Source organism: Chryseobacterium cucumeris, from assembly GCF_016775705.1.
GTDB lineage: Bacteria > Bacteroidota > Bacteroidia > Flavobacteriales > Weeksellaceae > Chryseobacterium > Chryseobacterium cupriresistens.
In genome coordinates this window covers 4,283,837-4,304,086 of the sequence record NZ_CP068760.1, presented here as the reverse complement: position 1 = coordinate 4,304,086, position 20,250 = coordinate 4,283,837, and the positions used below count along the sequence as shown (strand labels likewise).

At 36.8% G+C, this 20,250-nt stretch carries 18 protein-coding genes; 11 read left to right on the top strand and 7 right to left on the bottom strand.

What is annotated here, in order from left to right:
• Positions 1–7: 7 nt before the first annotated feature.
• From JNG87_RS19180 to JNG87_RS19165, 4 genes are all read right to left on the bottom strand, one after another.
• Entirely contained in the window at positions 8–895 is an 888-nt protein-coding gene (locus JNG87_RS19180; protein ID WP_202840445.1) for a DUF2589 domain-containing protein, read from the bottom strand.
• Positions 896–1,413: 518 nt separating this feature from the next.
• Positions 1,414–3,354 (bottom strand): M1 family metallopeptidase, encoded by a 1,941-nt coding sequence (locus tag JNG87_RS19175; protein WP_202840444.1) that lies wholly within the window; start codon positions 3,352–3,354, stop codon positions 1,414–1,416.
• 85 nt (positions 3,355–3,439) lie between these two features.
• Positions 3,440–4,321, bottom strand: coding sequence for an SDR family oxidoreductase (locus JNG87_RS19170; RefSeq protein WP_202840443.1), 882 nt, complete (start codon positions 4,319–4,321; stop codon positions 3,440–3,442).
• Positions 4,322–4,700: 379 nt separating this feature from the next.
• Positions 4,701–5,111 carry a DUF1573 domain-containing protein gene (locus JNG87_RS19165; protein WP_202840441.1) on the bottom strand — a complete coding sequence of 137 codons (411 nt, stop codon included), beginning with the start codon at positions 5,109–5,111 and terminating at the stop codon, positions 4,701–4,703.
• A gap of 158 nt (positions 5,112–5,269) precedes the next feature.
• Here JNG87_RS19165 and JNG87_RS19160 point away from each other — a divergent pair, with 158 nt between their 5' ends.
• The 3 genes from JNG87_RS19160 (at position 5,270) to JNG87_RS19150 (ending at position 9,593) form a co-directional block, all read left to right on the top strand.
• Positions 5,270–6,523, top strand: coding sequence for a sensor histidine kinase (locus JNG87_RS19160; RefSeq protein WP_202840440.1), 1,254 nt, complete (start codon positions 5,270–5,272; stop codon positions 6,521–6,523).
• 12 nt (positions 6,524–6,535) lie between these two features.
• Positions 6,536–7,219 carry a response regulator transcription factor gene (locus JNG87_RS19155; RefSeq protein WP_202840439.1) on the top strand — a complete coding sequence of 228 codons (684 nt, stop codon included), beginning with the start codon at positions 6,536–6,538 and terminating at the stop codon, positions 7,217–7,219.
• 76 nt (positions 7,220–7,295) lie between these two features.
• Positions 7,296–9,593 (top strand): GH92 family glycosyl hydrolase, encoded by a 2,298-nt coding sequence (locus JNG87_RS19150; protein ID WP_202840438.1) that lies wholly within the window; start codon positions 7,296–7,298, stop codon positions 9,591–9,593.
• A 116-nt stretch (positions 9,594–9,709) separates the two neighbouring features.
• Here the strand turns inward: JNG87_RS19150 and JNG87_RS19145 are convergent, their stop codons facing one another.
• Positions 9,710–10,768, bottom strand: coding sequence for a hypothetical protein (locus JNG87_RS19145; RefSeq protein ID WP_202840437.1), 1,059 nt, complete (start codon positions 10,766–10,768; stop codon positions 9,710–9,712).
• A gap of 187 nt (positions 10,769–10,955) precedes the next feature.
• On the bottom strand, positions 10,956–12,293 hold the full coding sequence (locus JNG87_RS19140; RefSeq protein WP_202840436.1) for a dihydroorotase: 1,338 nt from the start codon (positions 12,291–12,293) through the stop codon (positions 10,956–10,958).
• A gap of 104 nt (positions 12,294–12,397) precedes the next feature.
• On the opposite strand from JNG87_RS19140, the gene JNG87_RS19135 reads away from it, so the two are divergent.
• The 8 genes from JNG87_RS19135 to ribA all read left to right on the top strand — a co-directional run bounded on the left by JNG87_RS19135 (position 12,398) and on the right by ribA (position 19,483).
• A complete protein-coding gene (locus JNG87_RS19135) occupies positions 12,398–13,852 on the top strand; it encodes a lipopolysaccharide biosynthesis protein (RefSeq protein ID WP_202840435.1) in 1,455 nt (484 codons plus the stop codon).
• Positions 13,853–14,005: 153 nt separating this feature from the next.
• Positions 14,006–15,022: a sugar phosphate nucleotidyltransferase gene (locus JNG87_RS19130; protein WP_110010644.1), complete on the top strand. Its 1,017-nt coding sequence runs from the start codon at positions 14,006–14,008 to the stop codon at positions 15,020–15,022.
• Between the two features lie 106 nt (positions 15,023–15,128).
• Complete coding sequence (locus tag JNG87_RS19125; RefSeq protein ID WP_202840432.1) at positions 15,129–15,980, top strand: DUF4292 domain-containing protein; 852 nt, start codon at positions 15,129–15,131, stop codon at positions 15,978–15,980.
• Positions 15,977–17,539: a peptidoglycan DD-metalloendopeptidase family protein gene (locus JNG87_RS19120; RefSeq protein ID WP_202840430.1), complete on the top strand. Its 1,563-nt coding sequence runs from the start codon at positions 15,977–15,979 to the stop codon at positions 17,537–17,539. Before JNG87_RS19125 ends, JNG87_RS19120 begins: the two co-directional genes overlap by 4 nt.
• 31 nt (positions 17,540–17,570) lie before the next feature.
• Positions 17,571–17,783 (top strand): twin-arginine translocase TatA/TatE family subunit, encoded by a 213-nt coding sequence (locus JNG87_RS19115; RefSeq protein WP_076596910.1) that lies wholly within the window; start codon positions 17,571–17,573, stop codon positions 17,781–17,783.
• A 15-nt stretch (positions 17,784–17,798) separates the two neighbouring features.
• The gene (locus JNG87_RS19110; RefSeq protein WP_002981819.1) at positions 17,799–18,413 is read left to right on the top strand and encodes a DUF4254 domain-containing protein; all 615 of its coding nucleotides are present in this window, start codon (positions 17,799–17,801) and stop codon (positions 18,411–18,413) included.
• On the top strand, positions 18,410–18,868 hold the full coding sequence (locus JNG87_RS19105) for a hypothetical protein (protein ID WP_062672271.1): 459 nt from the start codon (positions 18,410–18,412) through the stop codon (positions 18,866–18,868). Before JNG87_RS19110 ends, JNG87_RS19105 begins: the two co-directional genes overlap by 4 nt.
• Before the next feature lie 18 nt (positions 18,869–18,886).
• The gene (gene ribA, locus JNG87_RS19100) at positions 18,887–19,483 is read left to right on the top strand and encodes a GTP cyclohydrolase II (protein ID WP_034695719.1); all 597 of its coding nucleotides are present in this window, start codon (positions 18,887–18,889) and stop codon (positions 19,481–19,483) included.
• Positions 19,484–19,670: 187 nt separating this feature from the next.
• Here ribA and JNG87_RS19095 read toward each other — a convergent pair whose 3' ends face one another.
• On the bottom strand, positions 19,671–20,219 hold the full coding sequence (locus tag JNG87_RS19095; RefSeq protein WP_202840427.1) for a hypothetical protein: 549 nt from the start codon (positions 20,217–20,219) through the stop codon (positions 19,671–19,673).
• Positions 20,220–20,250: the final 31 nt, after the last annotated feature.

Below are 20,250 nucleotides of genomic sequence, written 5' to 3'. Positions count from 1 at the left end.
AAATCTTTTATTGTGAAAGAAGTCCAAGCACTTTTTCAAGCCCTGCAGGCATTTCGTCATTGGTTGCACGCACTTTTACCCCAAGAGAATATTCTTTTTCCACTTTGATTCCTGTACTGGAAGTTCTCTTATAGGATACATCCACTTTGAATTTCACAGGTCCCCATCCACCGGATACTCCGGCATTGATCCCGAATTCATCACTTACGTCTTTTGTGTATGTAGAATTAAGTTTCACATTAAAGTCTACTTCACAGGTCTCAATTCTGAAGCTCGGAACATTCAGCAAAGCAATAAAAGGCACTGAAATTTCCACGTCGTTCGGAATCATTTTAGGGTTGGTGGCACTTACCGGCTCATCTTCTTTAAAATCCGGGTTCGGAATATTTTTTTTGTATTTGAATTCTGCCATTCTCAGTTTTTTAGGACTGGCAGCATTGGCCGGATCTGTAAGTTCGAACCCGACTTCGTTGATGAAATTAACGGTGGCAATTGAGGCATTGGACTGTGCTTTTACACAAGCATCCAAAGGTCCGCCAATAATCGTTGCAAAGTCGATGCTTCCCAATTCTGCTGCAAAATCTGCATTGGCAGCATCTGAAGTTCTGAAGATCTCTTCATCGGCAGCCATTCTACCGGCAATCAGTTTCATGATCTCAGAAGAGGCACCGGAAAAAGATTTTTCCCACTTTTCATCATAATTCTTTTTGAACTCGTCTACGATGGCTAACAATTCTTTATTCGTCAATGAACTCAGTTCTGAGGTTTCAATTCCTGACACTTTTTCATAGACTGCCGGAGTCAGTACTTTTTCTACTCCCGATAAAAGGTCAATTAACTCATTTTTTGTTTTTTTGGCGTGGCTTGCTTCAAGCACCGATTTTAATGTTTCCATGTTTTTTGTTTTTGATTAATATTGTGGGACAAAATTAGATCACCGGGCTTCAAAACATTTCAGGAGAACACCTCTACTTGTTCAGGAAAAACACCCTAAAAAAATAAAAAGCCTGAACTTACGGTATAAGTTCAGGCTTTTGTAATATATGTAGCAAATATTTATTTTATAGACGCAAAGATCATATTAACTATTATTATTTTTAAGGAAACTGAGAAAGCAACAAAGTTGCTGATGAAGCTGCATGGATATGCTTACGCTTAGAAAGAATCAATTCCATTGATTCCATCTTTGCTCCCTTAAGAATCAACATGAGACAGTAAACCTTTGCGTTAATTTTAAAAGCAATCATATACAATTTTACATTAATCTGTTATCTTACTTATTATTATGACTCTGTCATTCTGAATGTACGCAGTGAAATGAAGAATCCAGGTTTTACATGAGATTCTTCCTTCGTCAGAATGACAATGGCGTAAAATTGTATATAGTCGCCAATTTAAATAGATTCAACGTTTCTATGCCGGTGTTTTACTGTTGTTTTCCAGATTGACATCAGGAACTACAGAATCCGGATCCAGTTTCACCTCATCAATTTCCTTGCTGGATTCTACCTTGAATGTCCATTCAGTATTTCTTTTCCAAACTTCAACAGGAATTTTTACCGTCTGTGTTGTTCCATCTTTGAATCTGATCTGTACAGTTGTTGGCATTGGCATCTGACCAATATTCTCAACCGTAATCTGAACTCCGTTTTTAAAGTCTCCGTTGACATATTGTACGGTTTTAACAGCCTGATCAATTTTCCATTTATTAAAGAACCATCCTCTCCAGAACCAGTTCAGTTCTTCTCCGGAAACATTTTCCATTGTGTGGAAGAAATCCCATGGTGTCGGATGTTTGAATGCCCAACGGTCAATATAGGTTCTGAATGCTTTGTCAAACTTTTCAGGTCCCAGAATTGCTTCTCTTAAAACTTCCAATCCTGTTCCCGGCTTATAGTAAGCCAATGCTCCGATACTTCTTTCTTTCATATTATCCGGACCTACCATTACAGGCTCCAGGCTGTCGGTTAGCAGATACGTTCCTGATCTTGCTAGATTCGGTTTACGGTAATATTCTCCTTTATTGAAAGCTTCCGTTGAAAGCCCGTTAATAAATGTATTGAACCCTTCATCCATCCATGCAAAAAGTCTTTCATTAGATCCAACGATCATAGGAAACCAGTTGTGTCCGAACTCATGGTCTGTAACCCCCCAAAGATCTTCTCCTTTGGAATCCATATGACAGAAAACAATTCCCGGATATTCCATTCCACCTTCATTTCCTGCTACATTGGTGGCAACCGGATAGGTATATTCATACCACTTTTTTGAATAATGTTCTATAGCTGCTTTAGTATACTCTGTAGATCTTCCCCACGCTTTATCACCAGCACTCTCAGCAGGATAAGCTGAAATAGCCAAAGATTTCTTTCCACTGGGTAAATTGATTTTTGCAGCATCTAAAATAAATCCCGCAGATGATGCCCATGCAAAATCTCTTGTCTGATTAATTTTAAATTTCCAGGTTTTTGTTCCTGAAGTTTTATTTTTACCGATTTCAGACTCAGGGCGGATCATTACCGTTTTATCACTGTTTCTTGCCTCATTCCATCTTTTGATTTCTTCTTTGCTGTACACTTCTTTCTCATTCAGAAGTTCTCCGGATGCTACGACATAATGATTAGCCGGAACGGTAATATTGGCTGTGATATTTCCATATTCCAGATAAAACTCCGAAGCACCAAGGTAAGGAAGCGTATTCCATCCCATGACATCATCATATACGCACATTCTCGGATACCACTGTGCGATGGTAAATATTTTACCGTTTTTAGTATCCTGAACTCCCATTCTGTCTGAACCATACTCAGGAGAAATAAAAGAATATTCTATTTCTATCTTTGCCACACCTCCATTGGCTTTCAGCTCTTTGGGAAGATCAATCTGCATCCTTGTATCGGTAATGGTGTATTTTACATCTTTCTTACCATCCAGTTTAACTGATTTAATGGTATATCCACCGTTAAATTCTTCACCATGAGCTCCGTTTCTGCTCCCGGATAGCGGCACTACACCATTTCCTCTGGAATCTTTTGCAAACAGATTCTGATCCAGCTGCAGCCAGAGAAAACCTAATTTATCAGGACTGTTGTTGGTATAGGTAATCTGCGCTGTACCGGTAATTTCTTTTTTATCTTCATTCAGGCTGACGTTCAAATGATAATCTGCTGAATTCTGCCAGTAAGCATGTCCCGGCTGTCCGCTTGCAGAACGGGTAGCTGTACCTGTCTGCGGATAAAAGAACGGCTTAAATGCTTCTACATAATCATATTTCGGAGTCTGCTGTGCATATGCAGATCCTGAAAAGAGGACAACTGCAAGCGTCGAAACAAGGGTTGGAAGTTTAAATTTCATTTGAAAAAGTATTATTTAGTGTATAGGTAAAAAAAAAATCCCGGATTTGTTACATATCCGGGAACTTTTTTAATATAAGTTTAATTTAATTTGACTTTTTTGCTTTAATCATGGCTTCCAAAGCATCCCACATTTCACGAGGAATCGCCTCAAGCATATTAAATTCTCCAGCTCCCTGAAGCCATTCTCCACCATCAATGGTTACCACTTCCCCATTCATATACGCTGAATAATCGGAAACCAGATAAGCCGCAAGGTTGGCAAGCTCCTGATGTTCCCCCACTCTTCTCAACGGAACTTTTTTCTTCATATCAAATTTCTCCTGCAGATCTCCCGGAAGAAGTCTGTCCCAAGCTCCTTTGGTTGGGAAAGGTCCTGGTGCAATGGCATTGAAACGGATTCCATATTTTGCCCATTCTACAGCCAGTGATCTGGTCATCGCCAGAACTCCTGCTTTTGCACAGGCTGATGGCACTACATAGGCAGAACCTGTCCATGCATAAGTGGTTACGATATTCAGTACTGTTCCCGGAGTTTTAGAATCGATCCAGTGTTTTCCTACTGAAAGGGTACAGTTTTTTGTTCCTTTTAAAACAATATCAAGGATAGAGTCAAACGCAGAGTGAGTCAGTTTTTCTGTGGGAGAGATAAAGTTTCCCGCAGCATTATTCAATAAAATATCAATCTTTCCGAATTCTTTCAGAGTTGCTTCTTTCATGGCTTCCACCTCATCCCAGTTTCTTACATCACAAGCTACACAAAGCACCTTGCCTCCTGTTTCCTCTTCCAGATCCTTAGCTGTTCCCTGTAATTTTTCCAGGTTTCTGGAAGTGATCACTACTTTGGCGCCCAGTTCAAGAAAGTATTTAGTCATCGCTTTTCCAAGACCGCTCCCGCCTCCTGTAACAATCGCTACTTTATCTTTTAGTGCACCTTCGCGCAGCATAGGTTGTGTATATAGACTCATAAAATATTTTTTCTTAAAAATAATAAATATTGAAATGCAATCCTGTAAAATAGGTTGATAAATAATGCTACAAATAATTATTCTTCACATAGAAGCTCTCTCAACTTTTACATTCATGATTTTTAACCCCAAAAGACATAAAAGTTTTAAATCCTTAAGTTTTTAGAGCCAAGCTCTATGTAAATAAGTACATCAAAGATTTTCATCTTATTTGAACTTTTCTCCGGCATTATTTTAAACTTACTTAAGCGGACAAAATGAAAGCTTTTGTGCCTTTTGCGGTTTCATAAAGATTAGGCGCCTTTATAAATAAACTATTCAAAAAAGAAAATAGCCTGATAACAATTACCAGGCTATTTCTATTTGTTAAAACGATATATTAAGAAGCTACCACTCCTTTGAAAGAAAGTGTTTTAGGAGTTTTGCTGTCGCTGGTAGTAACATTTACTGTCTTCATAAATGGCCCTACTGTTGCTGCGTTATAGCTGGCTTCCACAAATCCTTTTTTTCCTGGCTGGATAGGAGTTTTTGTGTAATCAGCAGTTGTACATCCGCATGAAGGAGCTACATTCTGAATAATGATTGGTTTTGAACTTGTGTTTGTAAATTCAAATCTGATCAATTTTGGTTTACCCTGAGGAATATTTCCTACATCGATAGATTCTGATTTCCATTTAATAGCATCAGCAACCATTTTTACGATAGATGGAGCATCTGTTGTCAATACATTCGCATAAAACGGAGAGAACGCCAACACGGCTAAAAGAGCTGTAATTTTTAATTTTTTCATGAGTATATATTTTAATATTTGAAACTGACTATGTTCTTCTATATGACAAATGTAAAGCAGACAATGATTATGGCTTGTTAACCGCTGTCTAACATTTGTTAATGAGTTGTTAATAGTAAAAGATAAATAGATATTTTTGGATAATATTGTTTCAGGAAATGAAAATAAAAAGACTCAATATTATTATCACGCTGGGATTCGTCGCTATTATCGGAATTTTAATAGCACAATTGATGTGGACGATACAGGCTTATAATCTTGAAGATAAAAAGTTTAACCAAAAGGTCAATATTGCCTTAATGGAAGTCGCAGAAAAACTCTCAGGAGGAAAGACATCCTACACCGAAAATCCTGTACAGAATATTGCCAATGACTATTATGTGGTTAATATCAACAATGAATTTCACCCTGTTGTGCTTGAATATTATCTGAAGACAGAATTTACCCGCTTTCAGATCAATACAGATTACGTGTATGCATTATACAATTGCCACAGCGATAAAATGGTATATGGAAAGTATATGACGACCCATCAGGAAAGCCCAGGCAATAAGATCATTAATTTTCCGAAGCATAAAAATCTGATCTACTATTTTTCCATACGATTTCCTGATAAAACCACTTACCTGATCAGTTCATTAAGATTCTGGTATCTCCTTACATTTGCCCTTATCATCATCCTTTTGGTGTATGTATATTCTATTTATACGATCATTCAGCAGAAGAAGTTCTCGGAGCTGCAGCGTGATTTTATCAATAATATGACTCATGAGTTTAAAACACCTTTATCCTCCATCCTGTTAGCATCAGAAGCGCTTAATAAACAGGAACTGGTACAGGATAATTCCAAACTGCAGACCTATACATCCATTATCATCAATCAAAGCCACAAGCTCAATAGCCACATTGAGAAAATATTGAATATTGCGAAGAACGATGCAGCCGGACTATCATTAAAACCTCAAAAAATCCTGTTACAACCTTTTATTCAAGAGATTGCAGATAATATACAGCACAAAAATAAAGATCTCAGCATCGAAATCGATATTGAAAACAGTACTTCGGTAATGGCAGATGAATTTCACTTTACGAATATCATTTACAACCTGCTGGATAATTCCATCAAGTATTGTGAAACAAAGCCTGTGATTAAAATTTCAGCTTATAAAGATTCAAAAGGCTTATATTTAAAGTTTAAAGACAACGGAATGGGAATTCCTGCTAAAAATATTCCTCATATTTTTGAAAAGTTTTATCGGGTACATACCAAAAGAAGTGAAGAAGTAAATGGTTTCGGACTGGGATTATTTTATGTAAAAAAAGTAGTTCAGCAGCATCATTGGAAAATTTCTGTAGAGAATAATGAAGACAAAGGAATTACTACAACGCTCTTCTTTCCGTTTTCAAATTAATCATGTGTAAGTATGGAGAAATCTAAAATTTTATATGCCGAAGATGATAAAACAATAGCTTTTCTGGTGGAAGACAGTCTGGAAAGTTATTATGATATCAGCTGTTATTCTGATGGAGAATCTGCGTTGGAAGCATTTAACAGCCAGGATTTTGATATCTGCCTTCTGGATATTATGATGCCTGGCATGAACGGATTTGAGGTGGCACAGCGAATCCGCAGTAAAAATGCTGAGGTTCCGATTATTTTTATCTCTGCAAAAGCTTTAAAAGAAGATAGAATTAAAGGGCTTAAAATTGGAGCTGATGATTATCTGGTAAAACCGTTCAGTATTGAAGAACTGATGTTGAAAATTGAAGTTTTTCTGAAACGCACTAAGAAATCGGATACTTCCCCTCTACAATATAAAGTGGGCAAATATGATTTTGATCCAAAAAATTACACCCTGAAAGGTGCGGAAAACAATATTACCCTTACCCAAAGAGAATCTGATCTTCTTTTATATTTTATCCGCCATAAAAATCTGGTGGTTAAAAGGCAGGACATTCTAAAGGCCATCTGGGGTGATGATGATTATTTCATGGGACGGAGCCTCGATGTTTTCATTTCCCGGCTGAGGAAGGTACTGGCTGAAGAACAGAACATAGTAATAGAAAACCTGCACGGAATAGGTTTCCGTTTTTCTGAAAAAGAGTAAATAGCCCTCAACTAATTTAAAACACAACAGAAAATGATGATTTTAATTAATTTTAAACTTTGAAAAATTGTCATTAATGAAAAATCGCAAGTCTATTGTTTTTCTTTCTCTAGCATTTTTAAGTGCAAACTTTCATGCCCAAAAATTTGAAAAATTAATACAATATGTCAATCCTCTGATCGGAACTGAAAAGATGGGACATACTTATCCGGGAGCCACCGTTCCTTTTGGTGCCGTACAGCTAAGCCCTGAAACAGACACCATTTCCTATGAACTCAATGGAAAATACAATGGTGAGGTTTATAAATACTGCGCCGGCTACCGTTATGAAGATAAAACCATAGTGGGATTCAGCTCTACCCATTTCAGCGGTACAGGACATTCTGATCTGGGAGATTTTCTGGTAATGCCTACTGTTGGAAAACTTCAGTTGAATCCCGGAACAGCAGCTAACCCTGAAAAAGGCTACAGAAGCAGATTTTCACACCAGAACGAAACAGCAGAAGCCGGATATTATAAAGTAAAACTGGATGACCACAATATTCTGGCAGAGCTGACAGCAACTCCAAGAGTGGGAATTCACCGTTATACTTTCCCAAAATCTGACCAGGCTCACATTATTCTGGATCTGATGGCTGGCATTTACAATTATGACGGAAAAAATGTATGGACATACGTTCGTGTAGAAAACGGAAATACCATCACAGGTTATCGGCAGACCAACGGCTGGGCAAGAACCAGAACGGTTTATTTCGCCATGAAGTTTTCAAAACCTTTTAAATCTTACGGTCAGCAAAACTATGATGAAAAGCAGGTTTACAAAGGATTCTGGAGAAAATTCGACCAAAATAAAAACTTCCCGGAGATTGCAGGAAAGAACCTGAAAATGTATTTTGATTTTGATACCAATGAAAATGAAGCGATTGAAGTAAAATTGGCCATTTCTCCGGTAAGCCAGACCAATGCTCTGGAAAATCTGGAAAAAGAAGCCGGGAATATGACTTTTGATCAGGTTAAAGCTATAGCCCAAGACAACTGGAACAAGGAATTAAATAAAATTGTCATCAAAGGTTCTGATACGGAAAAGACTAACTTCTATACAGCAATGTACCACACCTTTATCAATCCCACCACTTATATGGACGTCAATGGAGAATATAAAGGACTGGATCAGAATGTTCATAAAGCAGATGGCTTTACCCATTATACAACCTTCTCTCTGTGGGATACTTACCGCACGCTTCATCCTTTCTTTAATATCATTCAGCCTAAACGGAATGGTGACATGGTAAAATCTATGATGGCTCATTATAGTCAGTTTTCAATGAAAATGCTGCCCATCTGGTCACATTATGCTAATGACAACTGGTGTATGAGCGGATACCACAGTGTAAGTGTTGTTGCTGATGCTATTATTAAAGGAAATTATACGGGTGATCCTGAAGAAGCTTTGAAAGCATGTATAGAAACAGCAAATAAAAGAGATTACGAAGGCATAGGACAATATATTGATCTTGGATATATTCCGGCTGAGAAAAACGGAACTTCAGTTTCCAATACCTTGGAATATGCCTATGATGACTGGGCGATTGCCCAGCTGGCAAAGCATTTAAACAAAACAGATATTTACAATCAGTTTATTAGACGGTCTGAAAACTGGAAAAATAATTTTGACAAAACTATCGGTTTTATGCGCCCACGTCTGGCAGATGGAAGTTTTAAGAAAGATTTTGATGTATTAAGTACCCATGGACAGGGCTTTATTGAAGGGAATTCATGGAACTACAGTTTCTTTGTCCCGCAAAATCCCGATGAACTGATCACGATGATGGGCGGAAAGAAAAAATTTGCATCCAAACTGGATGAGCTGTTCACCATGCATTTACCTGATGAATTCTTTGCAGACACTGAAGATATTACCCGTGAAGGAATTATTGGTGGATATGTTCACGGAAATGAACCGGCTCACCATGTTGCGTATTTTTATAACTGGGCAGGACAGCCGTGGAAAGCACAGGCACAGATCCGCCGTATTCTGGAAATGCAGTATAAAGCAACACCGGACGGATTGGGCGGAAATGATGATACCGGACAAATGAGTGCATGGTATATTCTGAGTTCATTAGGTTTCTATCCTGTAGCTCCTGGATCAGAGAACTATTCTATCGGAAGCCCGGCGATTGATCACGCTGTACTGAATCTGGAAAACGGAAAAACTTTTGAAATTGAAGCAATCAACCAAAGTCCGGAAAATGTGTATGTTCAGAAAGTTCTTTTGAATGGAAAAGAGATCAAAAACTTTACATTGAAGCATTCTGAGATCATGAACAGTGGGAAGTTGACATTTTATATGGGAAATAAGGCGAAAAAGTAAAAAGGCGAATGAGCTGGAATTTGAACATTCACAGTCTTTTAATTAAATAAGTTTTGGCTCTAAAGCCAATGGAAGGTTAAATATAAAGTGAGCGGGCTAAAGCCCGCTCCTATTGATTATTTTCCTGAACATTTTTCGTTGTATAATTTAGTTCCTTCTGTTTGCTCCAGATCCTTCAATCTTTTTAATGCTGTGCAAGCAACATCTGTTTTGTTTTGTGCTGTTGCAATTGAAGCAATGTTGTACAATGCTTCTGTATTTGTATTATCGTCTTCATGAGCCTTATTGAAGAAGTAAACTGCGTTATCAAATTTTTGACTGTTAATGGCTTTTAAACCCTTATTAAAATTTTCTACAGACACAAACTTATCTTTTATTCTCACTACAGTTTTTTCATCTTTTTCAAAAGAAACTTTGCCAAAAAAAGCAATACTACCGGCATCACCATCTTCTAATTTAACGTTGAGGTAGTACGGAATAATAATTTTTTCAAAGCTCTCAAAACCTGTCAGATCCCATACTTTATAATCTTTTTCCAGCGCTGTTTTGAAAAATTCAATAGCTGTCTGATTATCTTTAGTCTGCTTTTTAGAGTCCACTGTTACTTCAACTTTTTGTTTTTTAGGAAAAATTCTGATTTCTCCTACTGTCTCAAAATTCAGAGTATATTTCTTTTTAGAATAACTTTCAAGAAGTTCAAAATTTATTCCTCTTTTTAATGATGGCATTGCGTTTCGGGAAGTAATTACAATCGAATCGCCAGTTGCTTTATCCGTAAAATCTTTCAAAACCTCAGAGGTTTTTACAAACCATCTCTTTCTTATTTTATCAGGAAAAGTAACACCTTCTGGTTTTTCTATAACAATTAATGAATCGGATGTCAACTTTTCAATTTCATAAATTGGCTTATCAGCTATCCTTATTACATTTTTTTCGATCTTAACATTCACACAACTTTTCCTCTCCGAATACCAAGGATCAATATATTCACAAAGGTTATTCCCATTAATTTTCCATAGTAAAAAACTGGATGGTTTTTGAAATAAATCCCTGCTTCCATCTAACATGCTGGATTTTACACTTGTCCATGACGAATTTGAAAGTAACCCTGTATTTATTTGTGAACTAAATTGCAAAGAAATTGATAGAAATAACAATAAAAAGAGTTTGTACATAGGTATTAATTATTTTTTGCGCGAAGCTACATAAATTTAAAATATCTTGAAACTTAAAAGAGTGTCTAGCTAATCATTCGCCAATCTTTAATAATCTTCCAGCTTAGTTTTGGCTGAAGCCAATGGAAGGTTAAATATAAAGTGAGCGGGCTAAAGCCCGCTCCTATTGAATTATAATAATCTCAGATTAATCTCTAGGTTCAAAAAGTAGTCTCTCTCCAAATTTCTCTTCTGCAATTGTACCATTGTTATACACCAAATGACCATTGACAAAAGTATGGGTAACCTTAGAGTGAAAATTCACCCCTTCCAGTGGGCTCCAGCCACACTTGTAGAGTAGATTGTCTTTGGAAACCGTCCAATCCTGATTTAAATCTACCAAAACAAGATCTGCTTTATATCCTTCTCTTACAAAACCTCTTTTTTCAACTTTGAAAAGAATCGCAGGATTATGAGCCATCTTTTCAACGATTTTCTCAAGGGATATTTTACCGTTTTTATAGTTTTCAAGCATTACAATCAATGAATGCTGTACCAAAGGTGCACCAGACGGACATTTTGTATATACATTATTCTTCTCTTCTGCCGTATGCGGAGCGTGGTCTGTAGCAATCACATCTATTCTGTCGTCCAGTAATGCTTCCCAAAGGGCATCTTTATCTTTTTGGGTTTTTACAGCAGGATTCCATTTGATGAGGCCTCCTCTTGTTTCATAATCCTCATTGGTAAATGTAAGATGATGAACACATACCTCAGCAGTGATTTTTTTGTCTTTTAGAGGAATATCATTTCGGAAAAGTTCCATTTCCTTTGCTGTTGAAAGGTGGAAAACGTGAAGTCTCGCCCCTGTTTTTTTCGCAAGCTCTATCGCCTTGGATGAAGATTTATAACATGCCTCTTCACTTCTGATCAGGTGGTGGAATTTTACAGGAATATCATCTCCATATTCATCCATATATTTCTGAGTATTGGCTCTGATGGTAGCTTCATCTTCACAGTGCACAGCAATCAGCATTTTGGTATTACTGAAAATGTTTTCCAGAGTTTCAGGATTATCAACCAGCATATTTCCTGTAGATGATCCTAAAAATAACTTGATTCCCGGAACATTCCTAGGGTTCGTTTTCAAAACTTCCTCCAGATTATCATTCGTTCCTCCCATCATAAAACCATAGTTGGCATATGCTTTTTGGGAAGCAATCTCATACTTGTCTGCCAATAGCTCCTGGGTAACAGCGTTTGGAACAGTATTCGGCTGATCAATAAAACTGGTGATCCCTCCGGCAATGGCTGCTCTTGACTCGCTCTCAATATCGCCTTTATGAGTAAGTCCAGGCTCACGGAAATGCACCTGATCATCTATTACCCCGGGAAGAAGATATTTACCTGAACCATCAATAATCTGATCCGCGTCTTCAGAAATGCCGGCAGCTATTTTAGAGATTAAATCATTTTCTATCAGGATATCGCTTTCAAAGACTTTTCCTTCGTTGACGATATTTACATTTTTTATAAGAACTTTCATTTCAATTTATTTCGCCGTAAAATTAAGATTTTAAGTTTTAATTCACCCCAAAATCGCAAAACGAATGCTTAAAGTTTTACATTTGCAAAAAAAAAAATTCGACTTTGTATAAGAAACTATTAGGACAGACAGCGGTATATGGACTTAGCTCCGTACTAGTCCGTATTTTTCCATTTATCATTGCACCCATCGTTACAAAGGCTTTCGGACCAGCTGCTTCGTCACCGTTTGTAGACTGGTATTCCATTGCAGGTGTAATTACGGTATTGCTTACACATGGGATGGAAACTTCTTTCTTCCGATTTGCACAAGAGGATAACATTGACAAAAAAACATTGATTTCAACCTGCTCAATGAGTATCATCAGTATGGGGTTAATTTACCTTATTCTGGGATATGTATTCAGATTTCAGCTTGCTGAAGCTTTTGAAACTCCTGATCAGGTCAATTTTCTAATCATATTCTTATTTATTCTCTCATTGGATGCATTTTCCACCATCCCATCTGCTATATTGAGGTTACAAGGAAAACCCTTCAAATATATGCTTTCCAAGGTAGCCGGCTCCCTGGTTTACTTTTTACTGGTTTTATTCTTCATCAGATGGCTTCCTAAACATCCTGAGGGAGTACTTGGGTTAAAATATAATCCTGACTTCGGAGTCGGATATGTTTTCGTTGCCAATCTCATCCAAAGTATTATCACCCTTTTGATTGTAGGAAAAGAATTCTTCAGCTTCAGTATATCCAAATTCGATTTCGGACTGTGGAAAAGAATTATGAACTATTCCTGGCCGGTAATGATTGCAGGACTGGCTGGTATTGTAAATCAGACATTAGACCGACAATTCTTAAAATACCTCCTTCCTGAAGAAGAAGCCCGTCATCAGATTGGAGTATATGGAGCAGTTTACAAGATTGCTACCTTTATTACTGTGTTCAGACAAGCCTATCAATTGGGTATTGAACCTTACTTTTTTTCAAGTTTCAAGAACAAGGATTCTCACAAGACCTATGCCGTACTGATGGATATTTTTGTGGTATGCAGCTGCATCATTTATATGGGACTTATGGTAAATCTTCAATGGATTTCTGAAAAATATTTAAGAAACCCCCTCTACTATGAGGGAATTGAAATCATTCCATTTATCATGCTTGGAGCTCTGTTTCTGGGAATCTACCTTAATCTTTCTATATGGTATAAGTTATCAGACCAGACAAGGGTTGGCTTATATATTTCTGTTATAGGAGCTTGCATCACCATTCTTATCAACTTCCTGTTCATTCCTCAATATGGATATTGGGCAAGTGCCATAGCAGCACTGATTACATTCATGTCTATGATGATCATTTCCTATGTATGGGGACAAAGGCAGTATCCTATTCATTATAATATAGGTAAAATAATGATTTATCTGGGATTTACCATTGTTTGTTCATTGGTTTCTTTCTATTATTTCAGAACTAATTATCTGGTAGGTAATCTATTCCTTATCTTATTCCTGGCTTTGATAGTATTCAAAGAAAAAGCAATAGTATCCAAAATCATAAAAAGATCTTAAACTTTGGTCTTTATTTTGCTTGTAAACAAACCTGTTGTTAATTTAAACAATTATTTAAAAAGATATAAATCATAATCTCTTAAAGGTTTTAATTATTATCTTTAACCTAAATATCAAAAACAACTAATAAAACATCTTTTATACATATAATTTATGAAAATTATTGTCCCTATGGCTGGACGTGGTTCCAGATTACGTCCACATACACTGACAGTTCCAAAACCTCTTATTCCTATTGCAGGAAAACCTATCGTACAGAGATTAGTGGAAGATATTGCTAAAGTTGCAGGAGAAAACATTGAAGAGGTAGCTTTTATCATCGGAGATTTTGGCCCTGAGATCGAAAGATCCCTTATTCAGATTGCTGAAAAGCTGGGAGCAAAAGGAAGTATATATTATCAGAACGATCCTCTTGGAACTGCTCACGCCATCAAATGTGCGGAACAATCTATGCAGGGAGATATCGTTATTGCCTTTGCAGATACTCTTTTCCGTGCAGATTTCCAGTTGGACAAAAATTCTGACGGTGTAATCTGGGTGAAAAGTGTTGAAGATCCATCAGCGTTCGGAGTCGTAAAACTGGATAATTACGGTTTCATTACCGACTTTGTTGAAAAACCAACGACTTACGTTTCAGATCTTGCTATCATTGGTATCTATTATTTCAACAGTGCTGAAAAGCTCATGGAAGAAATCAATTATATCATGGATAATGATATTAAAAACGGCGGCGAATACCAATTAACAACCGCTCTTGAAAACCTCAGAGCTAAAGGTGCCAAGTTTACCCTTGGAAAAGTAAACGACTGGATGGATTGCGGTAACAAAAATGCTACAGTAGAGACCAACAGCAAAATCCTTGAATATGAAAGAGAAGCAATGACTCACTATCCTGCTTCCGCTGTGATTGAAAATTCTTTGATTATTCAGCCTTGCTTTATTGGAGAAAATGTAAAAATCTCCAATTCAAAAGTAGGACCTGGCGTTTCTTTAGGAAACAACACAACTGTTGTGAATTCTAATATTGAAAACTCCCTGATTCAGGAAAACACAAGAATTAATCACGGGAACCTTTCAAATTCTATGATCGGTAATTCCGCACAGTATTTTGGGGTTGCCAGAGAAATATCTTTAGGTGATTATTCCGTGTTAGATTTTTTATCTAAATAAGGATAGGAAATATTTAACTTAAACATCATATCATCAGGCCACACAAAATGTTTTGTGTGGTTTGGCGTTAATATTGCAACGTATTTTTTAATTAAAAGATAAATACATGAAAAACTGGATCCCATTTCTTTTATTGCTTCTTGCCTTATCATCCTGTAAGACCCGTAATACTGCCCAAAGTGATACTGATCATACACGGGATAGCATTAATGGTACAAAAAATATAGATAATGGAAATCCAAAAGATGTTAATGAACCGGTGAGAGACAAACTCACGTTTTATGAACATGTATTGATCCCACCCAAATTTGAACAAATCAAAATAGACAGCAAAGTAAGAGTAGAAACAGGAAGCTATGTTCCTACACTGGACGCAACCATCTATATTGAAAATGATAAAAAGGTGTGGATGAATCTGAGAGCTTTGTTCATCAATGCTGCCCGCGGTATTGCCACTCCGGAAGGAATAAAAGGCCAGGATAAGATCAATAAAACTTATATAGATTCCGATTTTGACTATCTTAATAACCTTCTGAACGTTAATTTCATTGATTATAAATCATTGGAAAAGATCTTACTGGGGAGAACTTTTGTAAAGATCAACGACAGACAGTTTGATCTCACTCAAAATGCTCAGGGTTTTAAAATGGTTTCCAATACGAACCAGAAAATCGTTACGGACGAAAAAAACAGGGAGTATAAGGTAGCTCTCCAATACGACACCAATTACGATTTGTTAGCCGTGAATTTAAAAGATATTCTTTCATCAGACGAACTAGATGTTTCTTATAGTGACTGGAATGAATACGGAGGAATACGCCTTCCAAAAAATGTTAAAATAATTATAAAAGGCTCAAAATCTAGTCAGATTTTATTGGAAAACACGAAATTTGACTTTTCGAGGATGGAAACACCTTATTCTGTACCATCCAGTTATAAGAAAATTGAGATTAAATGATTAGAAAATTTAGCTTTTTAATAGGTGTTTTGATGTTCGGACTGCATCAGGGACAGCAGACCAAAGAACAACTGCAGAAGCAGAATGCCGAACTTAAAAAACAAATTGCACAAATAAATACCGATTTAGCCAAAACCAGAAGTGAATCTAAACTTTCCGTAGCCTACCTTTCCAATGTCAACCAAAAATTGGTGTTAAGAGAAAAGGTTTACAATAATACGCAGAAAGAAAAAAGGTTCATTGAGGATGATATTTATTTACGTCAGCTGGAAATCAACCGTCAGAATAAAGAACTGGCAGTTTTGAGAAAAAACTATGCTGAAGTTTTGGTGAATGCTTATAAAAACAAAGGAGTACAGAACAAAGTAACTTTTATTCTTTCTGCTAAAAATTTAGGAGAAGCCATACGAAGAGTTCAGTATCTGAAACAATACTCAGACTACCAGGATAAAAAAGCAGCTGAAATCACAAATGCTGCCAATCTCATCAAAAAGACCATTGCCCAAAAGCAAAATTCTGTAAAAGCGAAAGAATCCCTTTTGATTAACCAGCAGAAAGACCTGGCAACCATCAATGCTGAAAGAGCTCAAAAAGAACAGTTGGTAGCTGAATTCAAGAAAAACGAATCCAAGCTGACTGCTGAACTTAAGCAAAAACAAGTTCAGTCTAAAGCACTGGAAGGACAGATCAGAGCTATTATTGCAGAAGAGATCAGAATTGCAAAAGCAGAAGAAGAAGCCAGAAGAAAGGCAGAAGCAGAAAAAATACGTTTGGCAAAACTGGCTGCTGAAAGAGAAAAAGCAAGAATCGAAGCTGAAGCGAAAGCAAGAGCAGAAGCCCTTGAAAGAGAAAGAAGACTTGCAGAAGCAGAAGCCAAGAGAGCTGCAGAACTTGCTGCAAAAAGAGCTGAAGAAGAAAGAAAGCGTAATGAAGATGCCGCGAGAGCCGAAGCTAATGCAAGAGATGAAGCCAGAAGAGTAGCCGCTAAAAAAGCTTCAGACGAGGCCAATGCAAGAGCTAAAGAAGCTGCAGATAAATTAGCTGCCGCAAGAGCAGCAGAAGCAGCGCTTGCGAAAAGAAAAGAAGAAGAGAAAAAGGCAGCAGAGAGCAAAGCCATGACAAACTACGGAGTTTCCACCGCTACAGGAAGCAGTTTTGCAGATAACAGAGGTAGATTAGGTTATCCTGCAGACAGAGCCGGACAAATCACTCACCGTTTCGGAAGACAGCCTCACCCGGTTTTCAAAAATATTACTGAAGAAAATAACGGGATCAAAATTTCCGTCCCTTCAGGCGCACGTGCAAAATCGGTGTTCCCGGGATCAGTATCTTCGGTACTGGCTAATAATGACGGAACCAAGACCGTTATCATCAAACACGGAAGTTATTTTACCATTTATTCCAACTTAGGAAATGTAAGTGTTTCCAAAGGGCAACAGGTTTCATCAGGAACTCCGGTAGGTACGATAGCTCAGGATTTTGATGGTGCTTATACGCTTGATTTCCAAGTATGGAACGGAAGTACACCAGTTGATCCATTAGGTTGGATTTCATATTAAAAAAAGTGTAACTTTGCAAAAATTTTAAGAGATGAATACACTAACAATACTTGCCTTATCTTGGCAGCACATCCTTATCGTAGCAATACTTTTGGTATTACTTTTCGGAGGAAAGAAAATCCCTGAATTAATGAGAGGAGTTGGTTCAGGAATCAAGGAATTTAAAGATGCAGTAAAAGAAGAAGACAAACCAGGTTCTGAAAACAAATCGGCTTCCAACAATAACAATTCTTCCAGCAACTAAAATTCCTTAGAATTAATGAAATTTACTGAGACTGCATGGAAAGTCTTCAATCAAGCTATTGAAGACTATCACGTGTCTGATGACGTTAACACTCTAATTAATAACCCGTTCGAAAAAGATAGTTTGGAACGGATTTTGTATGCAAAGAACTGGATTGATACCGTTCAATGGCATTTGGAAGATATAATTAGAGATGAAAATATTGATCCGGCTGAAGCTCTTCAACTGAAGAGAACAATAGACGCTTCCAATCAAAAAAGAACTGATTTGGTAGAGTACATTGATGGCTGGTTTCTTAATAAGTTTGAAAATATAACTCCTAAACCTGAAGCAAAAATAAATACAGAAACTCCCGCTTGGGCAGTAGACAGGCTATCAATTCTTGCATTAAAGGTTTATCATATGTCGTTAGAAGCTAACAGAGAATCTGCTTCTGAAGAACACAGAAACAACTGCCAGGCTAAGCTGGATGTTCTGCTTACTCAGAAAGAAGACCTATCAACTTCTATAGATCAGTTGCTTGCTGATATTGAGAACGGTAACGTTAAGATGAAAGTGTACAAACAAATGAAAATGTACAACGATGAAAGTCTTAACCCAATCCTTTATCAAAAAGGGCAACAAAAATGAAACGACTATTTTTCTTTGGAGTACTTATCATATTAACATCTTCCTGCGCATCGGAGAAGCTTAATCTTTCTCCGTTGTCAAATAATTTTTACAGTGATGCTAAAGGGTCTGATTCAGACAGAAGCTCTAAGAAGAATTTTAATATCAATATCAAACAGAATGTCAATGCTTCTGAAATTTCAAATATGATCTCCACTTTTCCCAAGTTTAAAAACAACGGATTAAATGATGAGATTACCAGCTTGAAATACAGTCTTCAGAATTATTTATATGCTATTGATGCCAGCAATTCTGCCGGAAAAAGCAGAGCCCTTAAAAGCTTCGAAAAATCATACAAAAAAATTCAAAAGCTAAGGCAGAATCTTGACAGAGACGACGATGAAGTTCTTAACAGATATCTGGTGCGTTTAAAAACCAATATTTCTGTTATTGAAGATACTTTGCCAGGAAGTTAAAAACTAATTGAACTATCAATGATTAAAATTCAGGCGGAAGCCAATGTTCCCACAGAGCACGGCACTTTCCGAATGATCGCTTTCTCCGAAAACGAAAACGACTGGATGCCGCATATGGCCATCGTTGCTGAAAATACAGATTTTTCAAAACCGGTCAATGTTCGTTTCCATTCAGAATGTATTACCGGAGAAGTTTTCCATTCAAAAAAATGTGAATGCGGCCAACAATTGGATGCTGCAATGAAATATATCCATGAAAACGGTGGGATTATCATCTACCTTCGTCAGGAAGGAAGAAACATCGGGATCATCAACAAGCTTAAGGCTTACTCACTACAGGAAAAAGGATTGGATACCGTACAGGCCAATCTTGAACTGGGACTTCCTGCAGATGACAGAAACTTTGGCGTAGCCATTGAAATTCTTAATCTATTGGATGTAAAAGATATCAATCTACTCACCAATAATCCTGAAAAGGTAAAATATGTGGTAGACAGCAATATTCACCTTAATTCAAGAGTCCCATTACAGATTCCTGCCAATGAAATAAGCAAAGGATATCTGCAGACAAAAAAAGACTTCTTTGGACATCTTCTTGATGACAATGATAACTAATAAAAATAAAGCCTCAGAATAAATACTCTGAGGCTTTTAATTTTAATTACTGCTAAAATACAGGCTTTCTCTTCATAGCTATTATAGACAGATTAAACGCTTAGTATCGTTTTCTATTATAAATCAAAAGCCCCGGAAGATATTCTCCCGGGACTTTTTTAATTATAAAAAACTGAAAAGATATTTCTTAGTATTTAGTTACAATTTTAGACTCGTCAATATTGTAATATTTGATTACACTTTTATAATCGTTGTAATCTACGGCAGCACCTTTTGCCATTTTTGCACCACCAGTTCCTGTTCCATTTGCAGGAAGAATAAGAACTCTGAATTTTTTATTCTGATAGTATGATGGGTTAGCTGTTAAGCTGAATGTATTGGTAGAGTTAATATTAATGGTAGCAGCATACTTACTGAATTCATAAATATAATCTACAGCATCGTTATTTCCATTACCTACATAATAAGTATAAGGAAGAAGTTTCCATACAGGAGAATCTCCGTCAGTACCAATCTGCATATAAATAAGCACCATATCGGATTGTACTAATGGCTTGTTAAAGTCATCACTCCATCTGTAAAGATTATCAGTAACTTTTGTAAAAGTAGGAGATATATCAAATGATTGGTTTATGGTATCATAATCTGTTCCTTGTACTACAGTATCATCATTATCACAGCTATAAGCAGTAAAACCTACAGCCCCAAGGAATAAAAAGAGAAGTATTTTTTTCATTTTTATTAAAGTTTAGTTATTATTTATATTG

Bases quoted from the DNA above. Each gene is read 5' to 3' on its own strand.
- JNG87_RS19110 (WP_002981819.1), top strand. From the start codon at position 17,799: ATGAAATTTACTGAGACTGCATGGAAAGTCTTCAATCAAGCTATTGAA.
- JNG87_RS19175 (WP_202840444.1), bottom strand. From the start codon at position 3,354: ATGAAATTTAAACTTCCAACCCTTGTTTCGACGCTTGCAGTTGTCCTC.
- JNG87_RS19105 (WP_062672271.1), top strand. From the start codon at position 18,410: ATGAAACGACTATTTTTCTTTGGAGTACTTATCATATTAACATCTTCC.
- JNG87_RS19150 (WP_202840438.1), top strand. From the start codon at position 7,296: ATGAAAAATCGCAAGTCTATTGTTTTTCTTTCTCTAGCATTTTTAAGT.
- JNG87_RS19120 (WP_202840430.1), top strand. From the start codon at position 15,977: ATGATTAGAAAATTTAGCTTTTTAATAGGTGTTTTGATGTTCGGACTG.
- JNG87_RS19180 (WP_202840445.1), bottom strand. From the start codon at position 895: ATGGAAACATTAAAATCGGTGCTTGAAGCAAGCCACGCCAAAAAAACA.
- JNG87_RS19125 (WP_202840432.1), top strand. From the start codon at position 15,129: ATGAAAAACTGGATCCCATTTCTTTTATTGCTTCTTGCCTTATCATCC.
- JNG87_RS19145 (WP_202840437.1), bottom strand. From the start codon at position 10,768: ATGTACAAACTCTTTTTATTGTTATTTCTATCAATTTCTTTGCAATTT.
- JNG87_RS19140 (WP_202840436.1), bottom strand. From the start codon at position 12,293: ATGAAAGTTCTTATAAAAAATGTAAATATCGTCAACGAAGGAAAAGTC.
- JNG87_RS19160 (WP_202840440.1), top strand. From the start codon at position 5,270: ATGAAAATAAAAAGACTCAATATTATTATCACGCTGGGATTCGTCGCT.
- JNG87_RS19170 (WP_202840443.1), bottom strand. From the start codon at position 4,321: ATGAGTCTATATACACAACCTATGCTGCGCGAAGGTGCACTAAAAGAT.
- JNG87_RS19165 (WP_202840441.1), bottom strand. From the start codon at position 5,111: ATGAAAAAATTAAAAATTACAGCTCTTTTAGCCGTGTTGGCGTTCTCT.
- JNG87_RS19155 (WP_202840439.1), top strand. From the start codon at position 6,536: ATGGAGAAATCTAAAATTTTATATGCCGAAGATGATAAAACAATAGCT.
- JNG87_RS19130 (WP_110010644.1), top strand. From the start codon at position 14,006: ATGAAAATTATTGTCCCTATGGCTGGACGTGGTTCCAGATTACGTCCA.
- JNG87_RS19115 (WP_076596910.1), top strand. From the start codon at position 17,571: ATGAATACACTAACAATACTTGCCTTATCTTGGCAGCACATCCTTATC.
- ribA (WP_034695719.1), top strand. From the start codon at position 18,887: ATGATTAAAATTCAGGCGGAAGCCAATGTTCCCACAGAGCACGGCACT.
- JNG87_RS19095 (WP_202840427.1), bottom strand. From the start codon at position 20,219: ATGAAAAAAATACTTCTCTTTTTATTCCTTGGGGCTGTAGGTTTTACT.